This window comes from Planktothrix prolifica NIVA-CYA 540, assembly GCF_963864145.1.
Taxonomy (GTDB): Bacteria; Cyanobacteriota; Cyanobacteriia; order Cyanobacteriales; family Microcoleaceae; genus Planktothrix; species Planktothrix agardhii.
On record NZ_CAWLTW010000001.1, the window covers coordinates 2,943,477 to 2,968,899 of the forward strand.

Sequence of the window (25,423 nt, forward strand, 5' to 3'; positions counted from 1 at the left end):
CATCACAACGCCAGATAGGTACGCTTCACACTCTGCCATTACTTGTCAGTTATACAGGCTTACTACTCCTCAAGGAGTGTGGTGGCTCACTGTGCCGGGATTTCTCCGATACTAGAGTGTTTCAACACGCAGATGGTTGTTTTACTTACGATCTATTCTAACTCAACTTTTCAATCAGTTAGATCAGGAAATATTGAAGGCGGTTGAAACCGCAGCCACTTTCCTCCCCATGTCTAAAGCCAGGGGCTTCTCGCTCGTTTTTTGGTGAACTACCCACACTGACTTGGAGTACCAAGTACAGTGTCGGCTTCTGTACTCACAGGCGAATTCCTCAAGACAGACTTGCGCCCCCCTTTTGGTCTTACCTCCCCTCCTACAGCGCCAAACGGCTGAACCATCCGTCTTTAGGATTCTGATACCTTCTGTTCTAATTTGTAAGCTAAGAAATTAGTGAAAGTTCCCCATCCACAATCAGATATTGATTTTGCCAAATTATGATTACGAACCATGCCTTTGACATGAAGATTCTCTACTATAACAGCTTGGCTATCGCTGACCAACTTATGACTAAGTTTATGTAAAAAATCTTGCCGGGAATTACTCACTCGTTCGTAAACTTTGGCAACAATTTTTCTATACTTTTGTCTTGATTTACTTCCTTTTTGTTTGTGGGCTAACTTTTTCTGTTTGCGTTTGAGATTTTTCTCATGTTTAGCAAGATGTTTAGGATTATCGTATTTAGAAACCTTTTTACCATCAGTAACAACGGCAAAGTGTTTGATTCCTAGGTCAATACCATAGATTTTACCTTCTGAAATAGTAGGGTTTTCCCCTTCAATTTCTGTCAATATAGATGCCAAATATTTCCCGGAAGGAGTTTTACTAACAGTTACAGTCTTGATTTTCCCTTCAATTGGTCTATGTATTTTGGCTTTGACTATTCCAATATTGCCAGGAAGTTTGACATTACCATCAACAATTTTGACGTTTTGAGGATATTGAATTGACTGTTTACCATGTTTAGATTTAAACTTAGGGAAGCCTGCTCGTTGCTCAAAAAAGTTTTTATAAGCAGTGGTTAGATTAAGTGTTGTAGCTTGTAAAACCTGACTATAACAATTAGCTAACCACAGGGTATCTTCGGCTTTTTTGAGCTTAGGCAGTAGGGCGTTGAGTGCTACCTGTCCCAGCCCTTTCCCGGTATCTTGATAAACCTGAATGGATTTATTTAAAGCATAATTCCACCACCAGCGCGAACATCCAAATGTTTGGGCAAGATGTGCTTTTTGCAATGCAGTTGGATACAGACGGACTTGTACAGCTTGATGTAGCACTCGATTTGCACCTCCTGGTCTGAATATCTTACTACATAATACTGAAAAAAGATGGGGTCAACGTAGGTACCTACGTTGACCCGCCTTTCATCCCCCCGCTCACCTGGAAGTAGAGCGGGGGACTTCCCGGCGGTGTAAGTTAAGTTGATTCAAGGATAATATATTCGGACGCAGGGAGTTGGGATCAAGTCCAGCTTTATGCGCCACTAAAACTCCTAAAGCCTCTAAATAAGAGTTTACCTGTATGGCATTAATTCCTAACTGTTCCGGGGTAACTTGCATTCGGGTTTGATTTTCCCCGACGGCAATAATTTGAGGCCAGACGCGCCGTGGCTCGGAGACGCGCCGTGGCTCGTCTCTACTGAAACTGAGGACAGCAGAACCCCCACAGGCCGTTGCTGGAACCACAATAGCATCTACTTGATCCGCCCAAATTGTCCCCGCCATAGCTGTATTTACGAATTGGGGGGCACGACTCAACCCCACTAACACACAGGGTAGGAAGGTATAGCCCAATTCCTCCGCCGCCGAACGGGGGGATAATTCCGGGTCAATGGCCAGAGGAGAAAGGGCCGGAGCATGGGCAGAGGGAATTTGAAAGGTGCGGACAATTAAATGGCTGATCACTGCTTCGGCCCCTGCTAAGGGATCAACCCCCTGTCCATGACGATAGGCCTCTAAAACCCCACTATTTTCTGGTTCAGGAAAACGAGCAACCACGGCGATCGCCTCGGCTTTAGCCTCCTTAATTAAGCGTTCTGCGGCCCTTAGCAGGCTGTCTGGGTTGCCAATAGTTCCCCAGGAAGCCCCCGAAGTCGAGGTTCGAATAGCCACGTTCAGAGGGGCATCTGTTACCACATAGTCGGTTAAAGTTAGGCCCAGGGTTGCCCTAGCTGCGTCCGCCACTTGTAAATGTCGGAGGCGCAATTCTGGCTCAATGGCTTGATCGAGGAGTAACCCCACCCGGTTTTGGTGGACAGGTTGCAGTCCCCAATTTCCGGCGGCCAATTGATCCAGGGCAAACCCTTCCACATATAGGGTATTGGGCATTGGCCAATAAAGTTGGGCACCATTGAGAACGTTAGGATGGGTAATCAGGGTATCTGCAACTTGAGCGATCGCCCGCGCTACAGGTAAACCATCCCCCGCATACCCACCAATGGCCGCACCAATTCCCGTTGGGATAATTAAAACAACCGTATAGGGCCGAGGCATAGCAGATTAGGGGGAACAATCTTAGAAAAGTTAACTATTAACCATCAAACCTTAGAGGTTTCCTCAACAGTTACAACAGCTTCAACATGGGCTTTTTGTTGTTCAGAATCAATACTGGTAATTGCCCAGCGTAGGGGTTCCCCCCGTTTTTTTAATTCCGCTTCAATGGCTTGATTTAACTGGGTTGGAGATTCCTGAATATCAATTTCAGCCGTAATAAAATGGGTTGTCATGGTTTGATTTAATCCTCTATATTTTCTATTCAAAAAGTAATGGGTAATTGCGAATTACGAATTACGAATTACGAATGGGTAATAAAAAGAGTTTGCCTCCCCTACCCCCTCTGTTCACTAAGAAGTTTGGGGATATTGACGATGATAAACTTCGTCTTCTTTTCCGGCAACCAGTTTCAAATTAGAACGGGGATAGGCAATACAAAGAAGGACATAACCTTCAGCTTGAAGTTCGGGACTTAATCCCATACCCTCAGTTTGATCAACTTCGCCTTCCATAATTTGGGCTGCACAGGTGGTACAAACCCCTGCATTACAAGAATTGGACAACTTAATTCCGGCATCCAAGGCAGCTTGGAGGATTTGTTTATCCTCTGGAACTTCGACTGTTTGGACGTTTCCTTGATCGTGAAATTCAACTGTATAGGTTTCAGACATTGTATTCTTGTTAGACCCTGAACTATTGTATCCTTGAGTGCAGCCGATCTGAATATTGAGCCTTCCTGATTGTGCAAAGAGACATCAAATTACCCATACAAACTAAATCAACTTTTGTCATCTATCCTAGGATATATATTATAAAAATGATCAACTAGGCAAAATCATATTAGGTTTTACGGTTAAAATTTTTTCGGTTTGGTGACTATAGAGTTGAACCCAATGTGTTATAGTTATTCGGGTTAGATTTCTCCAGTCAATAGTATCTGATCTCCTCACCCTCTTGTGCCAATTTTGTAACTACTTGGAAGAAAATATAGCCTTTTTCACACACTGAGTCTGTGAAAACTAGCTATGGAATGTAGAAATTTGATAGGATGGGACGTTTGTGTTAAAAATGATGGAAAATATGAATAAATTTGATACTCAACTTTGGCAACGTTTTTTAAGAATTGCTCAACCCTTCTTTTATCCTTTAGAACCAGGTAGTGGCAAGGTTTTTTTAAGTTTATTATTGTTATTATTAATCTTTCTGGGTGCTACGGTATTTGTTTTAGTGAGTGTTGTTGTTGTTATCAGTCAATCGGTTTTTCCCGATTTCTTTAATAGCATTGCTCCAGGTTTGTATGAATTGATCGCCAGGATTATTTATTCTCGCTATATTATTATCATTCTCTTAATGCTTGTCGTTCCTATCGGAACATTTTTATTGTACAGAAATCAAATTAAAACCCGTTGGCAACCTTGGGCATTTTTGAGTGTGCTTTTATTTATATCCCTATCTGTCAGTGGATTAAATGTAATTATTAGTTATGTTAATAACTTTTTTACGACAGCTTTAGCGGAAAGAAATCAGGATGAATTTTGGCGTTTTCTCTATGTTTATGCCAGTGTGTTTGTCGTAGGAACTCCCATTGTTGTCATCTATTCTTATACCCGCGATCGCTTGGGAAACTATTGGCGAAAATGGTTAACGGATAAATTTTTAGACCAATATTTAAGTCAGCGAGCATTTTATAAAATAGAATCGGAAAATAAACTTGATAACCCAGATCAACGAATTACAGAGGATATTAAGGCATTTACGATTACCAGTTTAAAATTTTTACTAATTATTCTAAGTTCAATTATTGATGTAATTTCTTTTACCGGAATCCTCTGGTCTATTTCTAAATCTCTTTCCATATTTCTATTGATTTACGCTTCTGTTGGTACGATAATCACGGTTTTTGTTGGACAGCGTTTAATTCCTATAAACTTCAATCAATTAAAACGAGAAGCTGATTTTCGTTATGGATTAATTCATGTCCGAGATAATGCCGAATCTATTGCTTTTTATCAAGGGGAAGAACAGGAACTCCTCCAAGTCAAAGAAAGATTTTTCAAAGCCTTTAAAAACTTTAATTTATTAATTGGTTGGCAGAGAAATGTTGATTATTTTACCACAAGCTATGGATATGCTGTGGTTATTATTCCTTCGCTAATCTTAGCTCCTATTTATTTTGCTGGAACAATTAAATATGGGGATATTAGCCAAGCTGGTTTTGCCTTTGCTCAAGTTTTAGGGGCTTTTTCAATTGTAGTAAGTCAGATTGAAATATTAAGTGCTTTTGCCGCCGGAATTAACCGTTTATCAACCTTCTCGGAATTTTTAGAATCTCCTAAATCCATGGAGGAAGGTCAGACACAAATTGATATGAAAGTTGATGATTCCCTAGCTTTAGATCACGTTACTGTCAACACACCCAACTATCAAAAAATACTGGTTAAAGACTTATCTTTGAGCTTACCCGAAGGTCAAGGATTATTAATTATGGGTCAAAGTGGAGTCGGAAAAAGTTCTTTATTACGCACCATTGCCGGGTTATGGACATCAGGAACCGGGAGCTTAGTTCGTCCTGAATTATCATCAATGTTATTCTTACCCCAACGTCCCTATATGATTTTAGGAACATTGCGTCAACAATTACTTTATCCTAATAGTAATCGAGAGGTGAGTGAAACGGAATTACATCAAATATTACAGTTAGTGAATTTAGCCGATTTACCCGAACGAGTTAGCGGTTTTGATACCGAATTAGATTGGGGTAATGTTCTTTCCGTGGGAGAACAGCAACGATTAGCTTTTGCCCGATTATTAATCAGTAAACCTCGCTACGCGATTTTAGATGAAGCCACCAGTGCCCTAGATTTAAAAAATGAAGAACTACTTTATAAAAAACTATATGAAACTGGAACAACTTATATTAGCGTTGGGCATCGAATCAGTTTATTGCGTTATCATAACAACGTTTTAGAACTCATGGGAGATCAAAAATGGCGTCTGGTTTCGGCTGAAGAATATCGGGCAGAAATGATTTGAGAAATTCAATCCTTAATCAGCTAAAACGGATTCAAAAAAACGACATTCTTGACAAGGGCCAAGGGGATTCACCGCACAGCGTATCAGTTCAGAATGGGCATTAAAACGACAGTTTGCATTTCCTAGAATCCAATGTCCATTGATTAAGGTTCTATCTTCAGGTCGTTGTACCGATTGCACATACAAAGAAATTTTATGCAGTCGGTAACGACCGGATTTGAGTTGATAGCGATGACGACGCTCTAAAACAGTATAGGTTTGACCCTGGAAATTTAGATAATGACCCGGTTGGGGTGTCCAATCTAAACAAATACGTCCAAGAGATTGATGAGAATGTGTTAGTATCAATTCCGTTGGTAGTGAATTTGGCTCCATGATGGTTTGATTTAATTCAACAGGTTTTGAGATTATCCTCCTGAATGTTACGGTGTTCAGTCACCAAAAACAAGAGGATTTTTTGGTTTTATCCCATAAATAAAATATAAAAATTCTATTTATGCACCTTAATATTTACGTTCCTGGGGTTCAAATAGGGTAATTTTTACCGGACGATAGGCTAAATCAATACCCGCAGGGGAATAATAGGCTAAAGTATGTTTTAGGAAGGTTTCATCATGGCGTTGAGGATAATCTTCCCGACTATGGGCGCCTCGACTTTCTTGGCGATTTAAGGCCGAAGTTAAAATCATATTTCCTACAATCATCAGACTTTTTAATTCCAATGCTTCAATTAATTCTGTATTCCAACATTTGCCTTTATCATCTAAATAAATCCGTTGATAACGATTCTGTAACTCCTGAATTTGACTTAACCCTTCTCGCATGACTGTATCGGTTCTAAATACACCACAATGGGATGTCATAGCATCTTGAAACTCCTGACGCAGTTTCCCAATTCTGTAGTCTCCAGACTGGTCTAATAAACCTTGTAATTGCAATGCAGTTTCTTTCAAATAACGCTGTTCATCAATATTTGGTAACTTGCGATTTTGGACAAATTTGGCAATAGCCGCCCCGGTTCTTTTTCCATAAACCACACATTCTAATAACGAGTTACTGCCTAAACGATTAGCTCCATGCACCGACACACAAGCGGCTTCTCCGGCGGCAAATAATCCATCAACAAAACTATCCGCACCACTTAAAACTTGACCATTAATATTAGTCGGAATACCCCCCATCGAATAGTGAACGGTTGGACGTACAGGCATCGGTTCCACCGCCGCATCAATTCCTAATAAACGGTGAGCTTCTTCCCAACAAAAGGGAATCCGACTCATAATTTTTTCCCGTCCTAAATGTCGCAAATCCAAATAAATATAGGGCCCCCCGGCACTGCCATCGGGGTTAATTCCACGGCCTGCCCGCAGTTCTAAAGTAATCGCGCGAGAGGTAATATCCCTAGGTGCTAATTCCATCCGACTCGGGGCATAAGTCGCCATGAACCTCTCCCCATTACTATTAATTAAATAGGCTCCTTCCCCCCGCACAGCCTCGGAAATTAACACCCCCACCGGATATAGTCCCGTAGGATGGAACTGGACAAACTCCATATCTTGCAAGGGAACCCCCGCCATTGCCGCCATCGCCAACCCGTCCCCGGTTGAGGCGTAGTCATTGGAAGTGGTATTAAATGCCCGACCATAGCCCCCGGTGGCGAACATCACCGCCTTAGCCCGGACAACGGTTAACTGTCCATCATCAATTCGGAACATGACCACCCCTTTGGCCTGTCCGTCTTCTAAAATCAGACGCAGCACATACCATTCATCATAGATATGGACACCATAGCGTCGCAGGTTACTGACCAGTTCGTGTAAAATCGCATGACCTGTTTTATCAGCAGCGTAACAAGTGCGATTATGGGAATGGCCCCCAAAAGCCCGTTGAGCAATCCGGCCATCGGGAAGACGGGAAAATAATACCCCCAAATGTTCTAAATCAATAATTACATCCGGGGCTTCTTTGGCTAAAATTTCGACAGCATCTTGGTCAGCTAAATAGTCTGAACCCTTGACGGTATCAAAGGCGTGGGCTTCCCAACTATCACTTTCATCAATATTTTTTAAGGTAGCAGCAATACCCCCTTGGGCAGCGACGGAATGGGAACGGATGGGGTGAGTTTTGGCAACAATAGCTATATTCAGGCTGGGGTTAGTCCGGGCAATTTCTACGGCCGCCCGACATCCTGCCAGTCCGCCCCCAACAATAATCACATCATGTTCTAGCATCTTAATCAGTTATCAGTGTAAGAGTTATCAGTGTAAGAGTTATCAGTGTAAGAGTTAATAAATTAACTGTAAACTTCTTAACTATTAACTGATAACTGGTAACTGGTAACTGATCTGTGCCGTTTAGGAAGCCGGAAATTCAGCACGACTGGGTTCGTCTTGAATCAAGGGGTCTACGGATAGAATTTCAATATGGTTAAATAAAGTGGTGACGAATGCAAAGAGTAGGAAAGGTAAAGACAGCACAATAATTAAGCCAACCGTCGCTAACGCATAAATTTGACGGGTTGTACTCCACAGGGCTAGGGAAGTCGCTAAGGCGATAAAGATGACAATTAACCAAATGATGATTTGGCTATAGATATCACCATAGGTTAGTGTGCATCGAATACGATACTTTTTCAGATCTTGCATTGGTTCTCTCTTGTAATATTACTTTAAACTTCCAGATTAAGGGATTGATTCAATTTTGGAAAATTTCTCAACATTTTAATCACAGTTGTAATTTAACTTTACATTTTGTCAAACATCCAGCATCGAAAATACTCAATTCTTAATTTTTTCAGGGATTCTTAACATTTAACTTAAACCCTGATATTGCCTATTTCCCCTAATCTTCTGAACGAAAAAACAAGAGATTAGGCAATGCTAAACCCACAGGAATGCCTAGGGTCATTAATAATGCTGTGCCTGCCATAACAATAGTATTAGCAATTAACGGAACATCGGCATGGATTCCTAACTTCATCATTAAAATCAAACCACTTCCCGCCCTGAAAATATAAATCCCAGGAATCATTCCCACAACGGCACCAAATGCAATGGCTGCTGAAGGAACTTTGAATTTTTGAGAAAAATAAACCGTCATAAATCCAACTACTATGGAGGCAAAAAGATTGCCCCAAATTAATCCTAATCCTATATTAATCGAAAAAATTCGCATCCCATAACCGACCATGCCACAAACTATACAAATCCAAAGAATCTTTTTAGGCACATTAAATAAAATCGCAAACCCGGCGGCAACTATCCCAGCAAATAAAATACTTTCTGGTTGTAATTGGGGTGGTTTAAATGAATTAATAGCAACGGGAATATCTATAAATGTGCCTGATAATAATAACCCAAATAGGATTGAAATTAACATCATTAAACTAAAATTAAGTCTAGCAAGTCCGGTAATTTGATGGTTATAAACCATATCTAAAATAGCATTAATTAAATGAACTCCTGGAACTAAAATCATGGAGGGAACTAATAAACAGGTTTCTGGGGTTGTTGTTAAACCTAATTTAATGCCCACACCTCCGATACAGCCTCCTAAAAAAGCGGCAAAAAATGTGATCATAAACCCATTGAACTTACGTTTAGCTAATTCCTGCCGTAATATTAATCCCAGGGATGTTGCCACACTAACAATCAAAAATGCCGGCCAGTCTCCCTGAAAAATTTTAGCTAAACTTCCCCCCGCCATTCCTAACATTAATACTAAAAACCATTGCGGATAATTATGGGGAGAATGATAATTAATTAGTTCTAACTCATCCGTAACTTGTTCTAAGGTTTTATGTCCTTGTTGAATATCATCAACTAAACGCATCACTTGAGTGATCACCATCATATTAATTTTCATCACCGGAATCGGGATGCTAATGCGCGAATAGAATTGATTATGGATTTTTGTTGTTAATGTGATGGCTTCATAGGAAACTAATAACCGGGCTTCAATTCCTAAACTATCCGCCAATTGATGAGTGACTCGATGCACTCTTTCAGTTGCCGCACTATTCTGGAGGAGAAGTCGGGCAGTCAGTAAAACTAGGTGAAACTTTTGATCGATTTCTGGCAGGACTGTTGGTGTCATCTGGGCTTTTCCTTAAATAGACATTTGATGGTATTAATCGTATTGGATTTTGGCTTAATATTATGGATGGGTTGGAATTACTACAGCGAAAGGCAGAAGGAGAATGGAGTTTTAAAGGAGTGGATTTCAGGGGTGCAGATTTACAAAATTTTGATCTGAGTAGGTTAGTCTTTATTGGGGCGGACTTGAGTGGGGCGAATCTCAGTTACACAAATTTAAGTCGAGCTTCGTTGCGCGGGGCTAACTTAATGGGGACGAATTTGAGTTATGCCATTTTAAAACAAACCAGTTTATATAGTGCCCAAATGATGGGAGCAAATCTTTCCCATATTAATCTCAATGGAGCAAATTTAACTCAAGCAAATTTAAGTTATACTAATCTTTATCAAGCAGATTTAAGCGATGCAACTCTATATGAATGTAATTTAGAAAATGCTTGGTTAGTGGGCGCAGATTTACGCGATACCGATTTACACAAAGCAAATTTCAAAGCAGCTAACTTAACCGACGCCAACCTAACCGATGCCATCGGATTTAATGATCAGGATGCAATAATTTATAATACGATTATGCCCAATGGTCAAGTGCTATTATCTATGTTATAGCAGTCGCCAGACCTATTAGGACAAAGAGTGATGCAGCAAAGCTAGATGGTGAAGTCTTTTCCTCCGGTGTTCCCTCCCCCCCTAGCCCCCCTGCACGGGGGGCTAGGGGGGCTGTTCCGGTGTTCCCTGCTATATAAATTAACCGTTAAGGTTTTTCCATTAACCAATACTTGATCTCCGGTGACTAACTTTCGTCCCCTGCGGGTTTCAACCTCACCATTAACTTCAACATCACCATATTTAATTAGGATTTTGGCTTGTCCCCCGGTGGAAACTTCACCCATAAATTTTAGAAATTGATCAAGTTTAATTGTTTCAGACATAAATCAGTAATCAGTTATTAGTCATCTCATTATAGCTAAAATCCGGCTTCAATTAAAGCTTGGTCTAAATCCTCAACTAACCCCAAAGATTCAGCCCTAAGCTTGAGATAAGCTAAATCTAAACACTGTCCTTGTACTTTTAATACACCCAATACATCTCGCCATTGCTTTTCGGACTGGTTTGATTTTCGCCAATATAATTTATTCAGAATTACATCTTCCGCAGAAGCTAGAAAAACAGTTGCACCCGTTGGAATTTTATATTGTTGCCGTCGTTCAAATTTGATCTGTTCAAATTCCGAATTTTCTGCCATAATTAAATCAGCACGGGAGATTGTTTCTATATGGGTAACTTGTAGAATTCGCATTCGACCCGAAACCACATCATCTACACCCGAAACATAAAAACCTATTGCTTCTAATTGTAAAATTAATAACGTTAAATCTTGAGATGAAATTGAGATAACGATATCCAAATCTCGGGTGGTTCGGACTTCTCCATAAGCAATAGCAGCCACACCGCCCGTAATATAATAAGGAATATTAAGGGACTCCAAAATCGGGTGGAGAATTTCAGCTAAAGTAATAGAATCTTGAACCCAACTTATTTCATTTCCAGTGGGAATATAATGGTGCGGACAATCTTCTGCCAACCAAGCTTCCGCAAGTTTTCGGGAAAATTGTTCCTTAGATAAATATGAGAATCTTTGACGAAAACAACTTATGGAAAAGCGACGAGCATTTTGATTAATCGAACTTCCCATTATCAATCGCTGTTCGGGTGTTCGTTGTTTTAGTAGCCAGAATTCCAAACAATCAACTTCCGGTGTCGTATCTTGAGATTGAGGTCGATAACCCGGTTTAATTGTAAATTTGGGGATAATTTGAGTCATTGATTAACTCTTAAATTGATAGACCAGTAGAGACGTTGCATGCAACGTCTCTACTAATTTTATTCGTCTTCGTCCTCGTTGTCGTCTTCGTATTCGTCATCAATTAACTCGTCATCGAGGATAGCTGATAATAAAGGATCATCTTCACTATCTTCAAATATAACCTTGCTACCTTTTCCTAAACTAGACGGTGCTGCTTTGGACTCCGGGGGTAATTCCCGTTCAAAACTGTTATAAACCCGGGCGGTTTTATCATCCAAAACCACATCCCGCAGTTCGTCCTCATCCTCCTCATCCAAATACAACGTGCCATTATCAAAGCCATACTCGGCATTACCCGATTCCTCATAGGCATTAAATCCCGTTCCCGCCGGAATCAGACGTCCGATAATCACGTTTTCCTTGAGACCGCGTAACCAGTCGGATTTGCCCTCAATAGCCGCTTCAGTCAAGACCCGGGTAGTTTCTTGGAAACTAGCCGCCGAGATAAAGCTATCGGTATTTAAGGACGCCTTGGTAATCCCCAATAACACGGGGGTATATTTGGCGGGCGCACTTCCGGTAATCGACATGGCATCATTCACCTGTTCTACCTGGCGCAGTTCCACTAATTCCCCGGGTAACATAGTTGTATCGCCCCCATCATCAATCCGCACCTTCGAGGTCATCTGACGGACAATCACCTCAATATGCTTATCGGAAATATCAATCCCCTGGGACTGATACACCGACTGCACCTCGTTAACCAAGAATGCTTGACAGTGGCGGAAACTACCCAAAGCCGCGTCATACATCCCTTCTCCCTGTTCCAGATAATGGTCATAGAACACTTCCAGGATTTCATGGGGATTACTAGGGCCATCGGTCAAGGTTTGTCCGGCCTCTACTTTGTAACCATCGGAGACAATCGGGGATTGACCCGAACCCAGGGGATAATCCGTAACCGTGCCATCATTTTCAATTACCCGCAGTTCGGTGATGTCATCATCCATAGTCACCTGGGCGGTTCCCGGGCGTCGGGCTAAAATACAGGCTTCCTTGGGTTTACGGGCTTCTAATAATTCTTCAATCCGGGGCAACCCTTGAATAATATCTCCGGTTTTAGCCCGTTCAAACACCAGCAACACCAGGTTATCCCCCCGTTGTACCAAGTCCCCATCCTTAATATGCAGAATCGCACCGGGAGACACCCGATAGGGCCGACCCCGACGCATGGTAATCTGATTTCCCGTTACCGGGATAGTCCCCTGACCCACGATTTTGTTACCAACGGCAATGACTTGACCGGACTCCGATAGGTTAACCCCTTCAGCAATTTCAATTCCTTCTACCAACAGTTGACCCAATTTCACCGTAGGTTTAACGCCTTCGGGTAACTGAATGGTCATTTGGTCACTCTCGCGCACCACCAAACAACGGCGCACAATTTCCGACCCCGACCGAATCCCCTGAATAATCCCGTCTTCCTTACACATGATTTCCGTGCGAGTAACAACGGCGCCTTTCTCAATTTCATCTCCATCCTTGACCATTAACCGCGTCAGGGTACTGCCCTGAGTCGCATCAGCGATCGCATCCCGACGAATTACCAAGGATTCTAAAATCACTAACTGTAACTTCCTGACGTCGGGGTCATTCTCATCGGGAAGTAACTCAATATCGGCGGCTAACTGCGGGGCTTCGATGCCAATACTAATTACTAACTGGGTTCGTAGCAGTTCCACCCCTTCCACAGACCGTACCCGTTCCCCATCTTTGTAGGTTAACCGTTGCACGGCACGCAGAACGATGGACTCGTTCAGAGATTCCTGAGAAGGTACGGTAGGATTTTCGGGAACGCTAAACTCCACCACGGGACGCAACAGCAAGGCTGGGCCTTCGGGAGTTTCCACATATTCCACATAACGCAAGTTGTCCGAGATAATCCCTGGAATCACCTCTTGGCCGGGATTGACAATCTGGCCATCAATTGCCATCACCATTTCGGGGTCATCTACCAGATGCAGTTCCCCGGGTTTGATTACGATTTCTCGTAGAATATCATTTTTCTGAGTAACTTCAATCACCCCATTGCTCTGACAGAAGATATCCTTAACCACTTCCATCCCAGCTTCTACATACTGTCCATCCTCTGTTAACAGTAAGGAAATATCCTTATTCACCTCATGGCATTCTTCGGGAATCCATAATAAAGTACCTCCCTGGGTGACTTCATAACCCTGTTTTCCCTTACCCCGTTTGGCGACTTCTACCCCGGCGTATTTAATAATCCCCCCGGTTTTTGTCCGGTAGCTATCATCCATCAATTCCGCAATCACATCGTGGTTTTCCACTTTGGAACCCGGACTGACTTTGAGCATGAAGCGATGGTTACTATTGGTTTCAATAATATGTTGTTCCCGTCCCTGCATCTGTACCAACCGCACTAAGGCCTGATCCAGCAATACCGAGGCGGTGATAATCTCAATTTCCCGAGGTAGCTCACCTTCGGCAAACTGTTCCCGAATTCGGACTAATCCCCCATGCTCTGAAACCAGTTTAGTTTGGGCGAGAACGCTTCCCGGATGCACTGGATCACCATTTTTGACCAATGGTTCCGCCGCCGGGGGTAGGTTATAAACTTCTCCTCCGAGAACCCAAATCAGACCTCCCCGTTGGGCGATACGGGTCATATTCCCTTGACGGTCGGTTTTTTCTTCGGGAACCACATCGGCAAATTTGACTTCCCCGGCTAAGTCCGTGGCGACGTCCTTAGTAGCTTTTTCCGTAGTTTTCCGGGCTGTCCGACCCCCGGCGGCAATTTCCGCTAGAATTTCGTTAGCTTTAACTTGTTGACCTTCTTGGACAATAATCGTTGTCCCTTGGGCGATACTGTGTTTTTCGGTATTTTTTCCACTACCGTCCACAATAATTTGGCCCGTGTTTTCCACGATGAAGGCATCATCTCCGTGACGGGTACGGAAGGGACGGACTCGCAGGGATTTAGAGAACTTGACCACCCCATTAATTCCGGCCCGGATCATTCCAGCAGCTTCGGCCGTAAATACCCCTCCGGTGTGGAATGTCCGCATGGTTAACTGGGTTCCGGGTTCGCCGATACTCTGGGCGGCAATAATTCCCACCGCTTCCCCAAGGTTGACGTTATGACCATGGGCTAAACTCCAGCCATAGCAATGTTGACAGACGGAACGATTGGCTTCACAGGTTAGAGGCGATCGCAATAACACCTCCTCAACCCCGGCTTCCTGAATGGCTACGGATAACTCCTCACTCACGGAGTGATTTTTGACCGCCTGTTCTGACTGATATGTGACAATTTCTCCGGTTTGGGGGTGGCGAACATCTGCCCCTAACACCCGACCCATTAACCGATCTTTGATTGGAATTAACACCCGTTCGCCATCGGTCATACTGCGAGTCCAAATCCCCTTGCTGGTTCCGCAGTCAATTTCTCGCAGAATCACATCCTGGGAAACATCGACTAAACGGCGGGTTAAATACCCAGAGTCGGCGGTTCGTAGAGCCGTATCTACTAGACCTTTACGCGCCCCATAAGAGGAAATAATATACTCCGTAACGGTTAAACCTTCCCGGAAGTTGGTTTTAATCGGTAAATCAATAATTTCCCCTTGGGGGTCAGCCATTAGTCCCCGCATTCCGACTAACTGACGGACTTGGGAAATATTCCCCCGCGCACCGGAGAAGGCCATCATATAAACGGAGTTCAGGGGGTTACTGGCTTTAAAGTTTTCTACCACCCGATCTTTTAGGGCTTCGGATGTACCATTCCAAGTATCAATAACTTTTTGGAACCGTTCAACTTCGGTAATTTCCCCTTTAATATAACGGCGTTCTGTATTTCTAATTTCTTCTTCCGCTTCTTCTAATAGAGCTTTTTTGGAAGGGGGAATCTGTAAATCATCAACACTAATAGAAACCCCGGCTTTTGTGGCATAGGTAAACCCTAATTCCTTTAATTCATCGGCAATTTGGGCGGTACGAGCCGTGCCATAATTCATAAAAGCCCAGGACATGATTTTTTTTAATTGTCCTTTATCAATAACTTGATTCCGAAAGATTTTTTTGTTAGCCATGACTTAAATCAGTTATTAGTTATCAGTGATCAGTTATCAGTTTAAGAGTTACCAGTTATCAGTAAATCAGTCATCACTTATTCAGTGTAGAGACGTGCCACGGCGCGTCTGTAACAGTTGAGGAGTTAATAAATTAACTGTAAACTTCCTAACTGATAACTGATAACTGGTAACTGATTACTGTATCAGGGTGTCTTGAACGGTTTTATTGAAAATGACACGCCCCGGGGTAGTACGAATATATTGGGCGAGAATATTCCCCTCGGAATCTTCTCGAACTCGTCGCATTAGTTTCCCTGTTTTTTTGCCCACATAAGTTTTAGTGATCACTCCAGTTAAGTCGTCTTTAAGTTCGACCCCTATCTGTTCTACTTCATCCGATAAAATCTCCCCATCAAATCGCACCATGATGTATGAATGTAAACCCAAAGCGCCCTGTTTATAGGCTAAGATTACATCTTCTAAATCAGGAAAATAGCGGTGACTTTGATCCTCTAATTTAGGGTTTTCTGCGGTTAAATAATAACATCCCAACACCATATCCTGACTAGGTGTAACAATCGGTCTACCCGTTGCTGGGGATAGAATATTATTCGAGGCTAACATCAATAACCTGGCTTCTGCTTGGGATTCAATTGATAGGGGAACGTGAACGGCCATTTGGTCACCGTCAAAGTCAGCGTTAAAGGCGGGACAAACTAACGGATGCAGTTGAATCGCCCGACCATCGACTAAAATCGGTTCAAAGGCTTGAATCCCTAAACGGTGCAAGGTTGGGGCGCGGTTTAGCATCACCGGATGTCCTTGGATGACTTCCTGTAAGACTTCCCAAATGCTGGCATCATTCCGTTGAATCAGTTTTTTCGCCGCTTTAATATTGTTAACTAATCCTTGACGAATTAGGCGGTTAATTACAAAGGGTTGGAACAATTCAATTGCCATTTCCCGTGGTAAACCGCACTGGTGCATTCTTAATTTTGGCCCCACCACAATCACGGAACGTCCAGAATAATCGACCCGTTTTCCTAATAGGTTTTGACGGAATCGTCCTTGTTTTCCTTCGATAATATCGGAGAGAGATTTTAAGGGTCGATTATTCGCCCCCACCACTGTCCGACCTCGGCGACCGTTATCAATTAAGGCGTCAACGGCTTCCTGTAACATCCGTTTTTCGTTACGGATAATAATTTCTGGGGCGAGAATTTCCTGTAACCGGGCTAACCGATTATTCCGGTTAATCACCCGACGATATAGGTCGTTTAAGTCGGAGGTGGCAAATCGACCCCCATCTAACTGCACCATTGGCCGTAAATCAGGAGGAATGACGGGAATTACATTCAAAACCATCCAATCCGGTTTGGAACCCGTCGCCACAAAATTATCAATTACCCGCAATCGTTTAATTAATTTGGCGCGTTTTTGTCCCTTAGCAACGGCAATTTCTTCCCGTAATCTTTCGGCTTCTTCTTCTAAGGGAATATCTTCGAGCAAACGGGAAATGGCTTCGGCTCCAATTCCCACTTCAATTCCGGTTAAGGTGGAATCTTCACTATAAATTTGGTCTTCAATTTCTAACCAAGTATCTTCGGTTAATAACTGTTTATAGGATAGGCCGTCATAGTTACCTGGATTTAACACCACATAAGCGTTAAAATAAACCACCTGTTCTACATCCCGCAATGGCATATCTAATAAAATAGCCATATAACTAGGAATCCCTTTGAGATACCAAACATGGGTAACGGGAGCCGCTAGTTTAATAAAACCCATACGGTGACGACGGACACGGGATTCTGTTACTTCTACCCCGCAGCGCTCACAAACAATTCCACGATGTCTGACCCGTTTATATTTCCCACAATGACATTCCCAATCCTTTGCTGGGCCAAAAATTCGTTCACAAAACAACCCGTCCATCTCCGGTTTCAGGGTTCTGTAATTGATGGTTTCAGGTTTTGTAACTTCTCCAACAACTTGACCATTGGGTAGGGTTCTTTCTCCCCACTGCCGAATGCGTTCTGGAGATGCGATTCCAATTTTAACGTAATCAAATCGTTGTTCAATTTTAGCCATTTTATTCAGTGATCGGTAAAGGGAATAGGGAACAGGGAACTGGGAATAGGGAATAGGTAATGGGTAATAGTTGGTTAACTCCTCAACTGATAACTCCTCAACTGATAACTTCTCAACTGATAACTGGTAACTGATGACTGATGACTGATTATTCGTCTTCTTCGACTGAACTACTTAAATCATAAGTAGGTTTAGCGGGGGCAAAGTTATTGGAGGTGTAGGTCATCCGGGTGGCTGGGATATCAGCCATTAAGTCTACTTCCACATCTCGACTTCCACCTTCGTCGGTGGTTTCCACTTTATGCACCGCAATATCCAAACACAACGACTGCAACTCCCGCATCAACACCTTAAAGGATTCCGGTGTCCCAGGACGGGGAATGGTTTTACCCTTGACAATGGCGTTGAGGGCTTCGTTGCGTCCCTGCATATCGTCGGATTTGACCGTTAACAACTCCTGCAAGGTATAGGCCGCCCCGAAAGCTTCCAAGGCCCAAACCTCCATTTCTCCAAACCGTTGTCCTCCTTGTTGGGCTTTCCCTCCCAAGGGTTGCTGAGTCACCAAAGAGTAAGGGCCAGTAGACCGGGCGTGAATCTTATCATCAACCAAGTGAACCAGTTTCAACATATAGGCAATCCCCACGGTGACGGGTTGGTCAAAGGGTTCTCCGGTGCGACCGTCATAAACGATGCTTTTCCCCGGATAGTTTTCGTTAAATAACCAATCTTTCTTGGTTTTATCCCGGGCTTCTTTTAACTTCCCGTGAACGGTTTCCCGTGACATTTCCGGGCCGTGCATTTCATCAAAGGGAACCACTTTAAACCGTTTTTTCAGGTTTTGACCCGCCCACCCTAATAAACATTCAAAGATTTGGCCGACGTTCATCCGACTGGGTACACCCAAGGGATTCAAGACAATATCCACAGCCCGACCATCGGGCAAATAGGGCATATCCTCAATGGGGAGAATCCGAGACACAATCCCTTTATTTCCGTGGCGTCCGGCCATTTTGTCCCCGACTTGGATTTTGCGTTTTTGCGCCACATATACCCGCACCACCATATTCGCCCCAGGCGGTAACTCATCCCCCTGTTCCCGGGTAAATACCCGCACATCTACAACCCGACCTTTTTCTCCGTTAGGAACCCGTAGGGAGTTATCCCGCACGTCCCGGGCTTTTTCTCCGAAAATTGCCCGGAGTAATTTTTCTTCGGGGGGTTGGTCGGATTCCCCTTTGGGTGTGACTTTCCCGACTAAAATATCCCCGGACTCTACCCAGGCCCCAACTCGGATAATCCCATTCCCATCCAGTTGTCGCAGGGAGTCTTCCCCCACGTTAGGAATTTCCCGGGTAATTTCTTCGGGGCCGAGTTTGGTTTGTCGGGCTTCAATTTCGTATTTTTCAACGTGGATGGAGGTGTAAATATCCTCTTGGACTAAACGCTCACTAATTAAAATCGCGTCTTCGTAGTTATATCCCTCCCAGGGCATATAAGTCACCAGAATATTATGACCTAAAGCTAGTTCTGCCCCTTCGGTGGAGGAACCATCGGCTAATACCTGACCCGCTACCACCTGATCTCCTTCATAAACCAAGGGACGCTGGTTTAAACAAGTATCTTGGTTAGAACGTTGATATTTTTGTAGTTCGTACTCGATATAGCCAGCGTATTTTTGCTTCCATACCGAGGGCTGTTTGGTTTTGAGGTCGAGATCGTCGTATTCGCGAATCAGGAAACTTTCCTCGCTGGAATTTGAATCGGCATCTACCGTCAGGGATTTGACAATAATCCGAGATCCGTCAATATAACTGATCTCCCCATCCATACGCGAAACAATCACCATCCCACTATCCCGGGCGGCTTGGGCTTCTAGTCCGGTTCCCACTAATGGCCGTTCGGGACGTAACAGTGGTACGGCTTGCCGTTGCATATTAGACCCCATCAATGCCCGGTTCGCGTCGTCATGTTCCAAGAAAGGAATTAAGGAGGTGGCGACGGAGACAATCTGTACCGGAGATACCGCGGCATAGTCCACCTGCATGGGAGTTGTGGTGGTGAATTCCTGGCGATACCGCACCGGAACAATTTCCCCTAAAATCGTTCCCTCGGCATCGGTGCTAATATCCCCAGGTGCCACCCGTAAATCGTCTTCTTCGTCGGCGGTCATGTACACCGCAGGTAAATCTAAGCGGACTTTGCCGTTTTCAACTTTGTTATAGGGGGTGGCAATAAATCCGTAGGGGTTCACCCGCGCCAAAGTTGCTAAAGAGCCAATTAATCCAGCGTTGGGCCCTTCCGGGGTTTCAATCGGACAAATCCGACCGTAGTGACTGGGGTGAATATCTCGGACAGCAAACCCGGCCCGTTCCCGGGTTAGTCCCCCGGGGCCGAGGGCAGATAGGCGCCGTTTGTGGGTCAGTTCCGCTAAGGGATTGGTCTGATCCATAAACTGCGATAATTGGGAACTACCGAAGAATTCTTTAATGGCAGCCACTAGGGGTTTGGGGTTGACTAAGGATGCTGGGGTTAAGGCATCGGCATCACTCACGGTCATCCGTTCTCGGATAATCCTTTCTAAGCGGTTTAAACCGACCCGAATTTGGTTTTGCAGCAGTTCTCCCACTGACCGGACACGACGATTTCCTAAGTGGTCAATATCATCGGTTTCACCAATATCAAATTCTAGGTTAATTAAATAATCAATCGCCGATAAAATATCCACGGAGGTTAGAACCCTGGTGGTATCGGGAATGGTGAGTCGTAGTTTTTTATTCAGTTTATAGCGTCCCACCCGGCCCAAATCATAGCGTTTGGCATCAAAAAAGCGATTATTGAGTAACTGTTCTCCACCAGCCACCGTTGGGGGTTCCCCTGGACGGAGTTTGCGGTACAGTTCCATTAAGGCATCGTCTTCGCTAAATTCCCCTTCCCGTTCAATGGTCTTTTCAAAGTATTCGGGGTGACGCAGGGCATCAAAAATTTCGTTATTGGTGAGTCCCAAGGCTTTTAATAAAACCTGGGCGGATAGTTTGCGGGTTTTATCAATTCTGACCCACACTAAGTCATTTTTATCGGTTTCAAATTTTAACCAGGCACCTCGGTTGGGAATTAAGGATGCACTATATGTCCGTCGGCCGTTTTTATCAATTTCAGATTTATAATAAACCCCAGGACTTCTGACAATTTGGTTGACGATAACTCGTTCAGCCCCATTGATAATAAAAGTTCCCCGTTCTGTCATTAGGGGTAAGTCCCCAATAAAGACTTCTTGTTCTTTAATTTCTCCAGTTTCTTTATTAATTAAACGAGTCGGAACGTACATTTGAACGGCATAGGTACTATCCCGCCGTTTGGCTTCATCAACGTCATATTTAGGACGTTTAAGTTTATAATCTTTGGCTAAAAAATGGAGTTCTAGTTTCCCGGTATAGTCGGTAATTGGGGAAAAACTTTCTAATTCTTCAATTAGCCCTGCTTCTAAAAACCAACGAAAACTTGACCGTTGAATTTCAATTAAGTCAGGGAGTACAAAAGTGGGTTCGTTATGGGTTAGACTTGCCATTTATTAGTTATCAGTTATCAGTTATCAGTGATTGAGTTAATAGTTGTCAGTTATCAATAATCAGTCATCAGTCATCAGTCATCAGTCATCAGTTAATCGTTAAGAAGTTTACAGTTAATTTATTAACTCCTCAACTGATCACTCCTCAACTGAATCACTCCTCAACTGATCACTGTTAACTGATAACTGATAACTGAAAGAGTTGACAGGCATTATTCGTGGTTTGTTGAGATAGGGTTTCTAGGGAAATGTCCCGCAGTCGGGCAACGGTTTCGGCAACATGGCGCACAAAGGCGGGTTCGTTGCGTTTTCCCCGTTGAGGAACAGGCGCTAGAAAAGGACAGTCTGTTTCAATTAAAATTCGATCAGACGGAACTAGACGAGCACATTCCTGAATAGCAATTGCGTTTTTAAAGGTAACGGTTCCGCTAAAACTGATATACAGCCCCAACTTCAGAAACTCCTGCTGTTCTTCGGGAGTTCCTCCCCAACAGTGCATGACCCCGGAAACTTGGCCTTGTTGTTGCCAGAATTGCTTTAATAGGGGAATCATGGTTTCTGCTGCCTCCCGACAATGGATAATCACAGGTTTCTTCAAACTATAGGCAATCTCTAGCTGTTGGGTGAAGACCTGGATTTGTTGATCTCGGTTATCGGCTTTATAGAAATCGAGTCCCATTTCTCCAATCGCAACGACTCTATCATCGGATTGGGCGAGTTGGGTAATGGTTTGGGCCGAGGTGGAATTCCAGAGTTTAGCATCCAAGGGATGCAACCCAACAGCAAAGCTTAGTTCGGGGACTTGATTAGCAATTTCCTGTATTTCCTGAAATTCTCCAGGGTGAACACAGGAATGCACCAAACGGACTACTCCCGCCTCCTGCCATCTCTGCCGAATTGCGTCTAAATCGGATGCCAATGCTTTGAAGTTAATATGGACGTGGGTATCGATCAGTTGCATAGTCCTTTTATTCAGATTCATCAGCAATCAGTGATCAGTTACCAATTTTGCAGTGCCAGCGTCCTCGCGGGATAGTTTATATTACCCGTATCCTTCATGGCTAAGAGTTGACTACTACTAAGCATTGGCTCTTAACTGTTAACCGTTTACTGATAACTGATCAATGATGAGCTAGGCCGCAACGGTTTGGTGGCGCTTTAAGGCTCTCGCCAGGCGAGATTTTTTACGAGCGCCATTGTTAGGATGCAGGATACCCTTTTTTACGGCCTTGTCGATTTTACTAAAGGCATCCGACATTTGTTGATTTACGTTAGTGAGATTATCGGTTGTGGGGTCAGTCCCAAATTTATCAACAGAGGTGAGACATTTTTTCATTAAAGTCTTGACGGCTGACTTGTAAGATTTGTTACGCAGGCGATTGCGCTCTGCGATTTCGACTCGTTTGACAGCAGATTTTATATTAGCCATAGGTTGTGATTGAAGAAGACGCAAGTATTTCGATTAGAGATACTCAGTTACAGACATACCAATATAACATTTATTTTGTCAAATTCAACCTATCTTCCTATTTACCCATAGGAAGGAGCAATAAAGTTCTGGATTTGAGCCATTGTAGCAAAAAAAAACGGGTTTAACATCCTGTGCTTCTAGGGTTGCTCTCGCGTAGGCGGGTATAGCTTTTTGTGCTATGCTAGATGCGGTATGAATCCCCAGAGTGTTGCCCCTGTGGCTAGAACTCTAAAGTATCGCTTAAGGATACAAAGTCTGGGTATGGCCAAGGAAACAAGGGGGAGAAATTTTTCACCTGGGTTAATAAGCCTCGGTGTCAAGATATTCAACCCTGTTGTCTGTTCCGTATCTGCGCCCTAGTTTTTTTAAGGTTGGCACTCCGAATCACCATGCTGCGAATTATTACTCAGTGGGTTGAAGCACAAGCTGAATTACGACGGATCTCTGACCGTACCCATGATGACGCGATGACCCATAAAGAAGCAACCGTGCGAGAAGTCTTGCAAACGGTTCGGCGTCAAGGGGATAAGGCTCTTTTGCACTATACGGAAGAATTCGATCAAAAAATATTAACATTAGATGAGTTGCGGGTGAGTGGTTCGGAGTTGGACGCAGCTTACCAGCAAGTCTCGAAGGAATTGTTGGATGCGATCCAATTTGCTCGCCAACAAATTGAAGCCTTTCACCGCCAGCGCACTCCTAAGTCCTGGGTGCAGTTTGGGGAGGATGATGTGGTTCTGGGGAAACGGTTTACCCCCGTTGACCGGGCTGGATTATATATACCTGGGGGGAAAGCGTCGTACCCCAGTACGGTTTTGATGAATGCAGTTCCGGCTCAGGTAGCCAAGGTTCCCCGGATTGTGATGGTGACTCCCCCAGGGCCAGACTCTAAGGTAAACCCAGCCGTGTTAGTGGCGGCTCAAGAGGCGGGAGTCCATGAAATTTATCGGGTGGGTGGGGCACAGGCCGTGGCGGCTTTAGCCTATGGCACGGAAACGATCCCGAAGGTGGATGTGATTACCGGCCCGGGCAATATTTATGTGACCTTGGCGAAAAAGTTGGTTTATGGGACGGTGGGCATTGATTCCCTGGCGGGGCCATCGGAGGTTCTGATTATTGCGGATAGTACGGCGAATCCGGTTCATATCGCGGCGGATTTATTGGCCCAGGCGGAACATGACACCATGGCTGCGGCAATTTTATTAACAACGGATTCGGCTTTAGCCCGACAGGTGGTGGCGGAGGTAGAACGGCAGTTGGTGAATCATCCCCGACGGACGTTGACGGAAAAGGCGATCGCCCACTATGGTGTGGTGGTGGTGGTGGATTCCTTGGAGGCCGCAGCCGAGTTATCTAATGAATTTGCCCCAGAACACTTAGAATTAGAGGTAGCCGAACCCTGGGATTTACTAGAAAAAATTCGCCATGCCGGGGCAATCTTTTTGGGTTGTTCGACCCCGGAGGCGGTTGGGGATTATTTGGCTGGCCCTAACCATACCTTACCCACATCGGGGGCAGCCCGTTATGCCTCGGCCTTGGGGGTGGAAACGTTTATGAAACATTCAAGTTTAATTCAGTATTCGCCAACGGCTTTACAGAAAGTTGCCGGATTGATTCAGGTGTTGACTGATGCGGAGGGTTTACCCTCCCATGGTGACTCGGTACGACTCAGAACTCAACCTTAATCGTGATGGCTGTTAATTTTGACCAAAAAGCGAGACGCAAGCCCCTGGCTTCAGACTCATGGATAAGTCGGTAGGGATTTTTAAATCCCGTGAAACGATTGCGTGGCTTTAGCCATAGTGATATAATCAAAACAAAGCAAGTAAGAATAACCATCTGCGTGTTGAACCATCCTAGTGCGGAGTAATCCCGGCAACGGACATATCCGACTCGATTCGGAATAGTTAAAGGGCAAATAATGGCAGGATGTTGATCGTACCTAACTGGCGTTGTGATGGACTCGGAAAGCGAAAAAAATCAAAGTAAGCGCAATTGCAATACCTGTCGTACTGGTAGTTGTTTTGAGCGTGTAGGGTGTCTTGATAGCACCATTGAAACGGTTCACAGATCTTCAAGAATCCCCCGGCTTCAGATGTGGGGAGTATCAAGTCTTGCCTTTAGAATAGCGATTTGAAGCGGTAGGATTTTAAGGCGCGGTGATTTTCCAGTTGTTTAGAGGAGACGTTTTTGTGCTGAATACGATTTTGGTTGCTGTGGATGATTCACCAACTGCTAAGTTTGTGATTAAGGCCCTGGGTCAACTGCAATTGCAACCCACAACTAACGTGATCTTCTGCCATGTTATTCCAACGGTAGAATCAGATTTTGATCTGGTGGCGGATCGACCGCGTCCGAGTGCAGATGAGTTTCCCTATGGTAATTTGGAAAAGCAACTGCGGGTTTATCAGGATCAGTTAGATTGTGAAACTGAAATTGAGATTGTAGCGGGTGATCCGGCGGAGGAAATTATTCGTTTGGCTAATATATATAAGACGGATTTAATTATTATTGGGAATCGGGGATTAACGGGAGTAAAACGAATTCTGGAAGGGTCAGTGAGTTCTCAGGTGGTTTCGGAAGCAAATTGTTCGGTTTTGGTGGTTAAGGAAATTTAAGGTTAGTGGGAAGTTGTGATCGCTAATTTGATTTTAAGTATCAATTGATCTGATTTATCTGGGCGCATCAAGCCACCCATGGTTAGAAGTTTGGGGTTGGCTTT

19 protein-coding genes are annotated in these 25,423 nt (G+C 43.9%); 4 read left to right on the plus strand and 15 right to left on the minus strand.

Annotation, left to right across the window (positions count from 1 at the left end; translation table 11 throughout):
- Positions 1-404 precede the first annotated feature (404 nt).
- From AC559H_RS13200 to AC559H_RS13215, 4 genes are all read right to left on the minus strand, one after another.
- Positions 405-1,334, minus strand: coding sequence for an RNA-guided endonuclease InsQ/TnpB family protein (locus AC559H_RS13200; RefSeq protein ID WP_414093012.1), 930 nt, complete (start codon positions 1,332-1,334; stop codon positions 405-407).
- Between the two features lie 99 nt (positions 1,335-1,433).
- Positions 1,434-2,549, minus strand: a complete 1,116-nt coding sequence (locus tag AC559H_RS13205; RefSeq protein ID WP_026798524.1) for a DUF3326 domain-containing protein — start codon at positions 2,547-2,549, stop codon at positions 1,434-1,436.
- Positions 2,550-2,593: 44 nt separating this feature from the next.
- The gene (locus AC559H_RS13210; protein WP_026785771.1) at positions 2,594-2,782 is read right to left on the minus strand and encodes a DUF8621 family protein; all 189 of its coding nucleotides are present in this window, start codon (positions 2,780-2,782) and stop codon (positions 2,594-2,596) included.
- A 117-nt stretch (positions 2,783-2,899) separates the two neighbouring features.
- Entirely contained in the window at positions 2,900-3,220 is a 321-nt protein-coding gene (locus tag AC559H_RS13215) for a 2Fe-2S iron-sulfur cluster-binding protein (protein WP_026785770.1), read from the minus strand.
- 409 nt (positions 3,221-3,629) lie between these two features.
- Between AC559H_RS13215 and AC559H_RS13220 the strand changes: the two genes are divergently transcribed.
- Positions 3,630-5,582 (plus strand): ABC transporter ATP-binding protein/permease, encoded by a 1,953-nt coding sequence (locus AC559H_RS13220; RefSeq protein ID WP_026785769.1) that lies wholly within the window; start codon positions 3,630-3,632, stop codon positions 5,580-5,582.
- 12 nt (positions 5,583-5,594) lie between these two features.
- Here AC559H_RS13220 and AC559H_RS13225 read toward each other — a convergent pair whose 3' ends face one another.
- The 4 genes from AC559H_RS13225 to AC559H_RS13240 form a co-directional block, all read right to left on the minus strand.
- Positions 5,595-5,957, minus strand: a complete 363-nt coding sequence (locus AC559H_RS13225) for a DUF6464 family protein (RefSeq protein WP_026785768.1) — start codon at positions 5,955-5,957, stop codon at positions 5,595-5,597.
- Positions 5,958-6,085: 128 nt separating this feature from the next.
- A complete protein-coding gene (locus AC559H_RS13230) occupies positions 6,086-7,813 on the minus strand; it encodes a succinate dehydrogenase/fumarate reductase flavoprotein subunit (RefSeq protein WP_026785767.1) in 1,728 nt (575 codons plus the stop codon).
- A gap of 123 nt (positions 7,814-7,936) precedes the next feature.
- Positions 7,937-8,227: a hypothetical protein gene (locus tag AC559H_RS13235; RefSeq protein ID WP_026795577.1), complete on the minus strand. Its 291-nt coding sequence runs from the start codon at positions 8,225-8,227 to the stop codon at positions 7,937-7,939.
- A 196-nt stretch (positions 8,228-8,423) separates the two neighbouring features.
- Positions 8,424-9,677, minus strand: coding sequence for a threonine/serine exporter family protein (locus AC559H_RS13240; RefSeq protein ID WP_026785765.1), 1,254 nt, complete (start codon positions 9,675-9,677; stop codon positions 8,424-8,426).
- Between the two features lie 62 nt (positions 9,678-9,739).
- On the opposite strand from AC559H_RS13240, the gene AC559H_RS13245 reads away from it, so the two are divergent.
- On the plus strand, positions 9,740-10,282 hold the full coding sequence (locus AC559H_RS13245) for a pentapeptide repeat-containing protein (RefSeq protein ID WP_051319514.1): 543 nt from the start codon (positions 9,740-9,742) through the stop codon (positions 10,280-10,282).
- A 41-nt stretch (positions 10,283-10,323) separates the two neighbouring features.
- On the opposite strand, the gene AC559H_RS13250 is transcribed toward AC559H_RS13245, so the two are convergent.
- The 7 genes from AC559H_RS13250 to rpsT all read right to left on the minus strand — a co-directional run bounded on the left by AC559H_RS13250 (position 10,324) and on the right by rpsT (position 22,659).
- Entirely contained in the window at positions 10,324-10,605 is a 282-nt protein-coding gene (locus AC559H_RS13250) for an RNA-binding S4 domain-containing protein (protein ID WP_081694770.1), read from the minus strand.
- Positions 10,606-10,640: 35 nt separating this feature from the next.
- Positions 10,641-11,498 carry a hypothetical protein gene (locus tag AC559H_RS13255; RefSeq protein WP_026795576.1) on the minus strand — a complete coding sequence of 286 codons (858 nt, stop codon included), beginning with the start codon at positions 11,496-11,498 and terminating at the stop codon, positions 10,641-10,643.
- A gap of 59 nt (positions 11,499-11,557) precedes the next feature.
- A complete protein-coding gene (locus tag AC559H_RS13260; RefSeq protein ID WP_026795575.1) occupies positions 11,558-15,592 on the minus strand; it encodes a DNA-directed RNA polymerase subunit beta' in 4,035 nt (1,344 codons plus the stop codon).
- Positions 15,593-15,769: 177 nt separating this feature from the next.
- The gene (locus AC559H_RS13265; protein ID WP_026795574.1) at positions 15,770-17,665 is read right to left on the minus strand and encodes a DNA-directed RNA polymerase subunit gamma; all 1,896 of its coding nucleotides are present in this window, start codon (positions 17,663-17,665) and stop codon (positions 15,770-15,772) included.
- Between the two features lie 148 nt (positions 17,666-17,813).
- On the minus strand, positions 17,814-21,230 hold the full coding sequence (gene rpoB / locus AC559H_RS13270; RefSeq protein WP_026785761.1) for a DNA-directed RNA polymerase subunit beta: 3,417 nt from the start codon (positions 21,228-21,230) through the stop codon (positions 17,814-17,816).
- 175 nt (positions 21,231-21,405) lie between these two features.
- Positions 21,406-22,191 (minus strand): TatD family hydrolase, encoded by a 786-nt coding sequence (locus tag AC559H_RS13275; RefSeq protein ID WP_026795573.1) that lies wholly within the window; start codon positions 22,189-22,191, stop codon positions 21,406-21,408.
- A gap of 171 nt (positions 22,192-22,362) precedes the next feature.
- Complete coding sequence (gene rpsT, locus AC559H_RS13280) at positions 22,363-22,659, minus strand: 30S ribosomal protein S20 (protein WP_026785759.1); 297 nt, start codon at positions 22,657-22,659, stop codon at positions 22,363-22,365.
- A gap of 431 nt (positions 22,660-23,090) precedes the next feature.
- Between rpsT and hisD the strand changes: the two genes are divergently transcribed.
- Together hisD and AC559H_RS13290 are read left to right on the plus strand one after the other, a co-directional pair.
- Positions 23,091-24,386, plus strand: coding sequence for a histidinol dehydrogenase (gene hisD / locus AC559H_RS13285; protein WP_026785758.1), 1,296 nt, complete (start codon positions 23,091-23,093; stop codon positions 24,384-24,386).
- 507 nt (positions 24,387-24,893) lie between these two features.
- Complete coding sequence (locus tag AC559H_RS13290) at positions 24,894-25,319, plus strand: universal stress protein (RefSeq protein WP_026785757.1); 426 nt, start codon at positions 24,894-24,896, stop codon at positions 25,317-25,319.
- Positions 25,320-25,423: the final 104 nt, after the last annotated feature.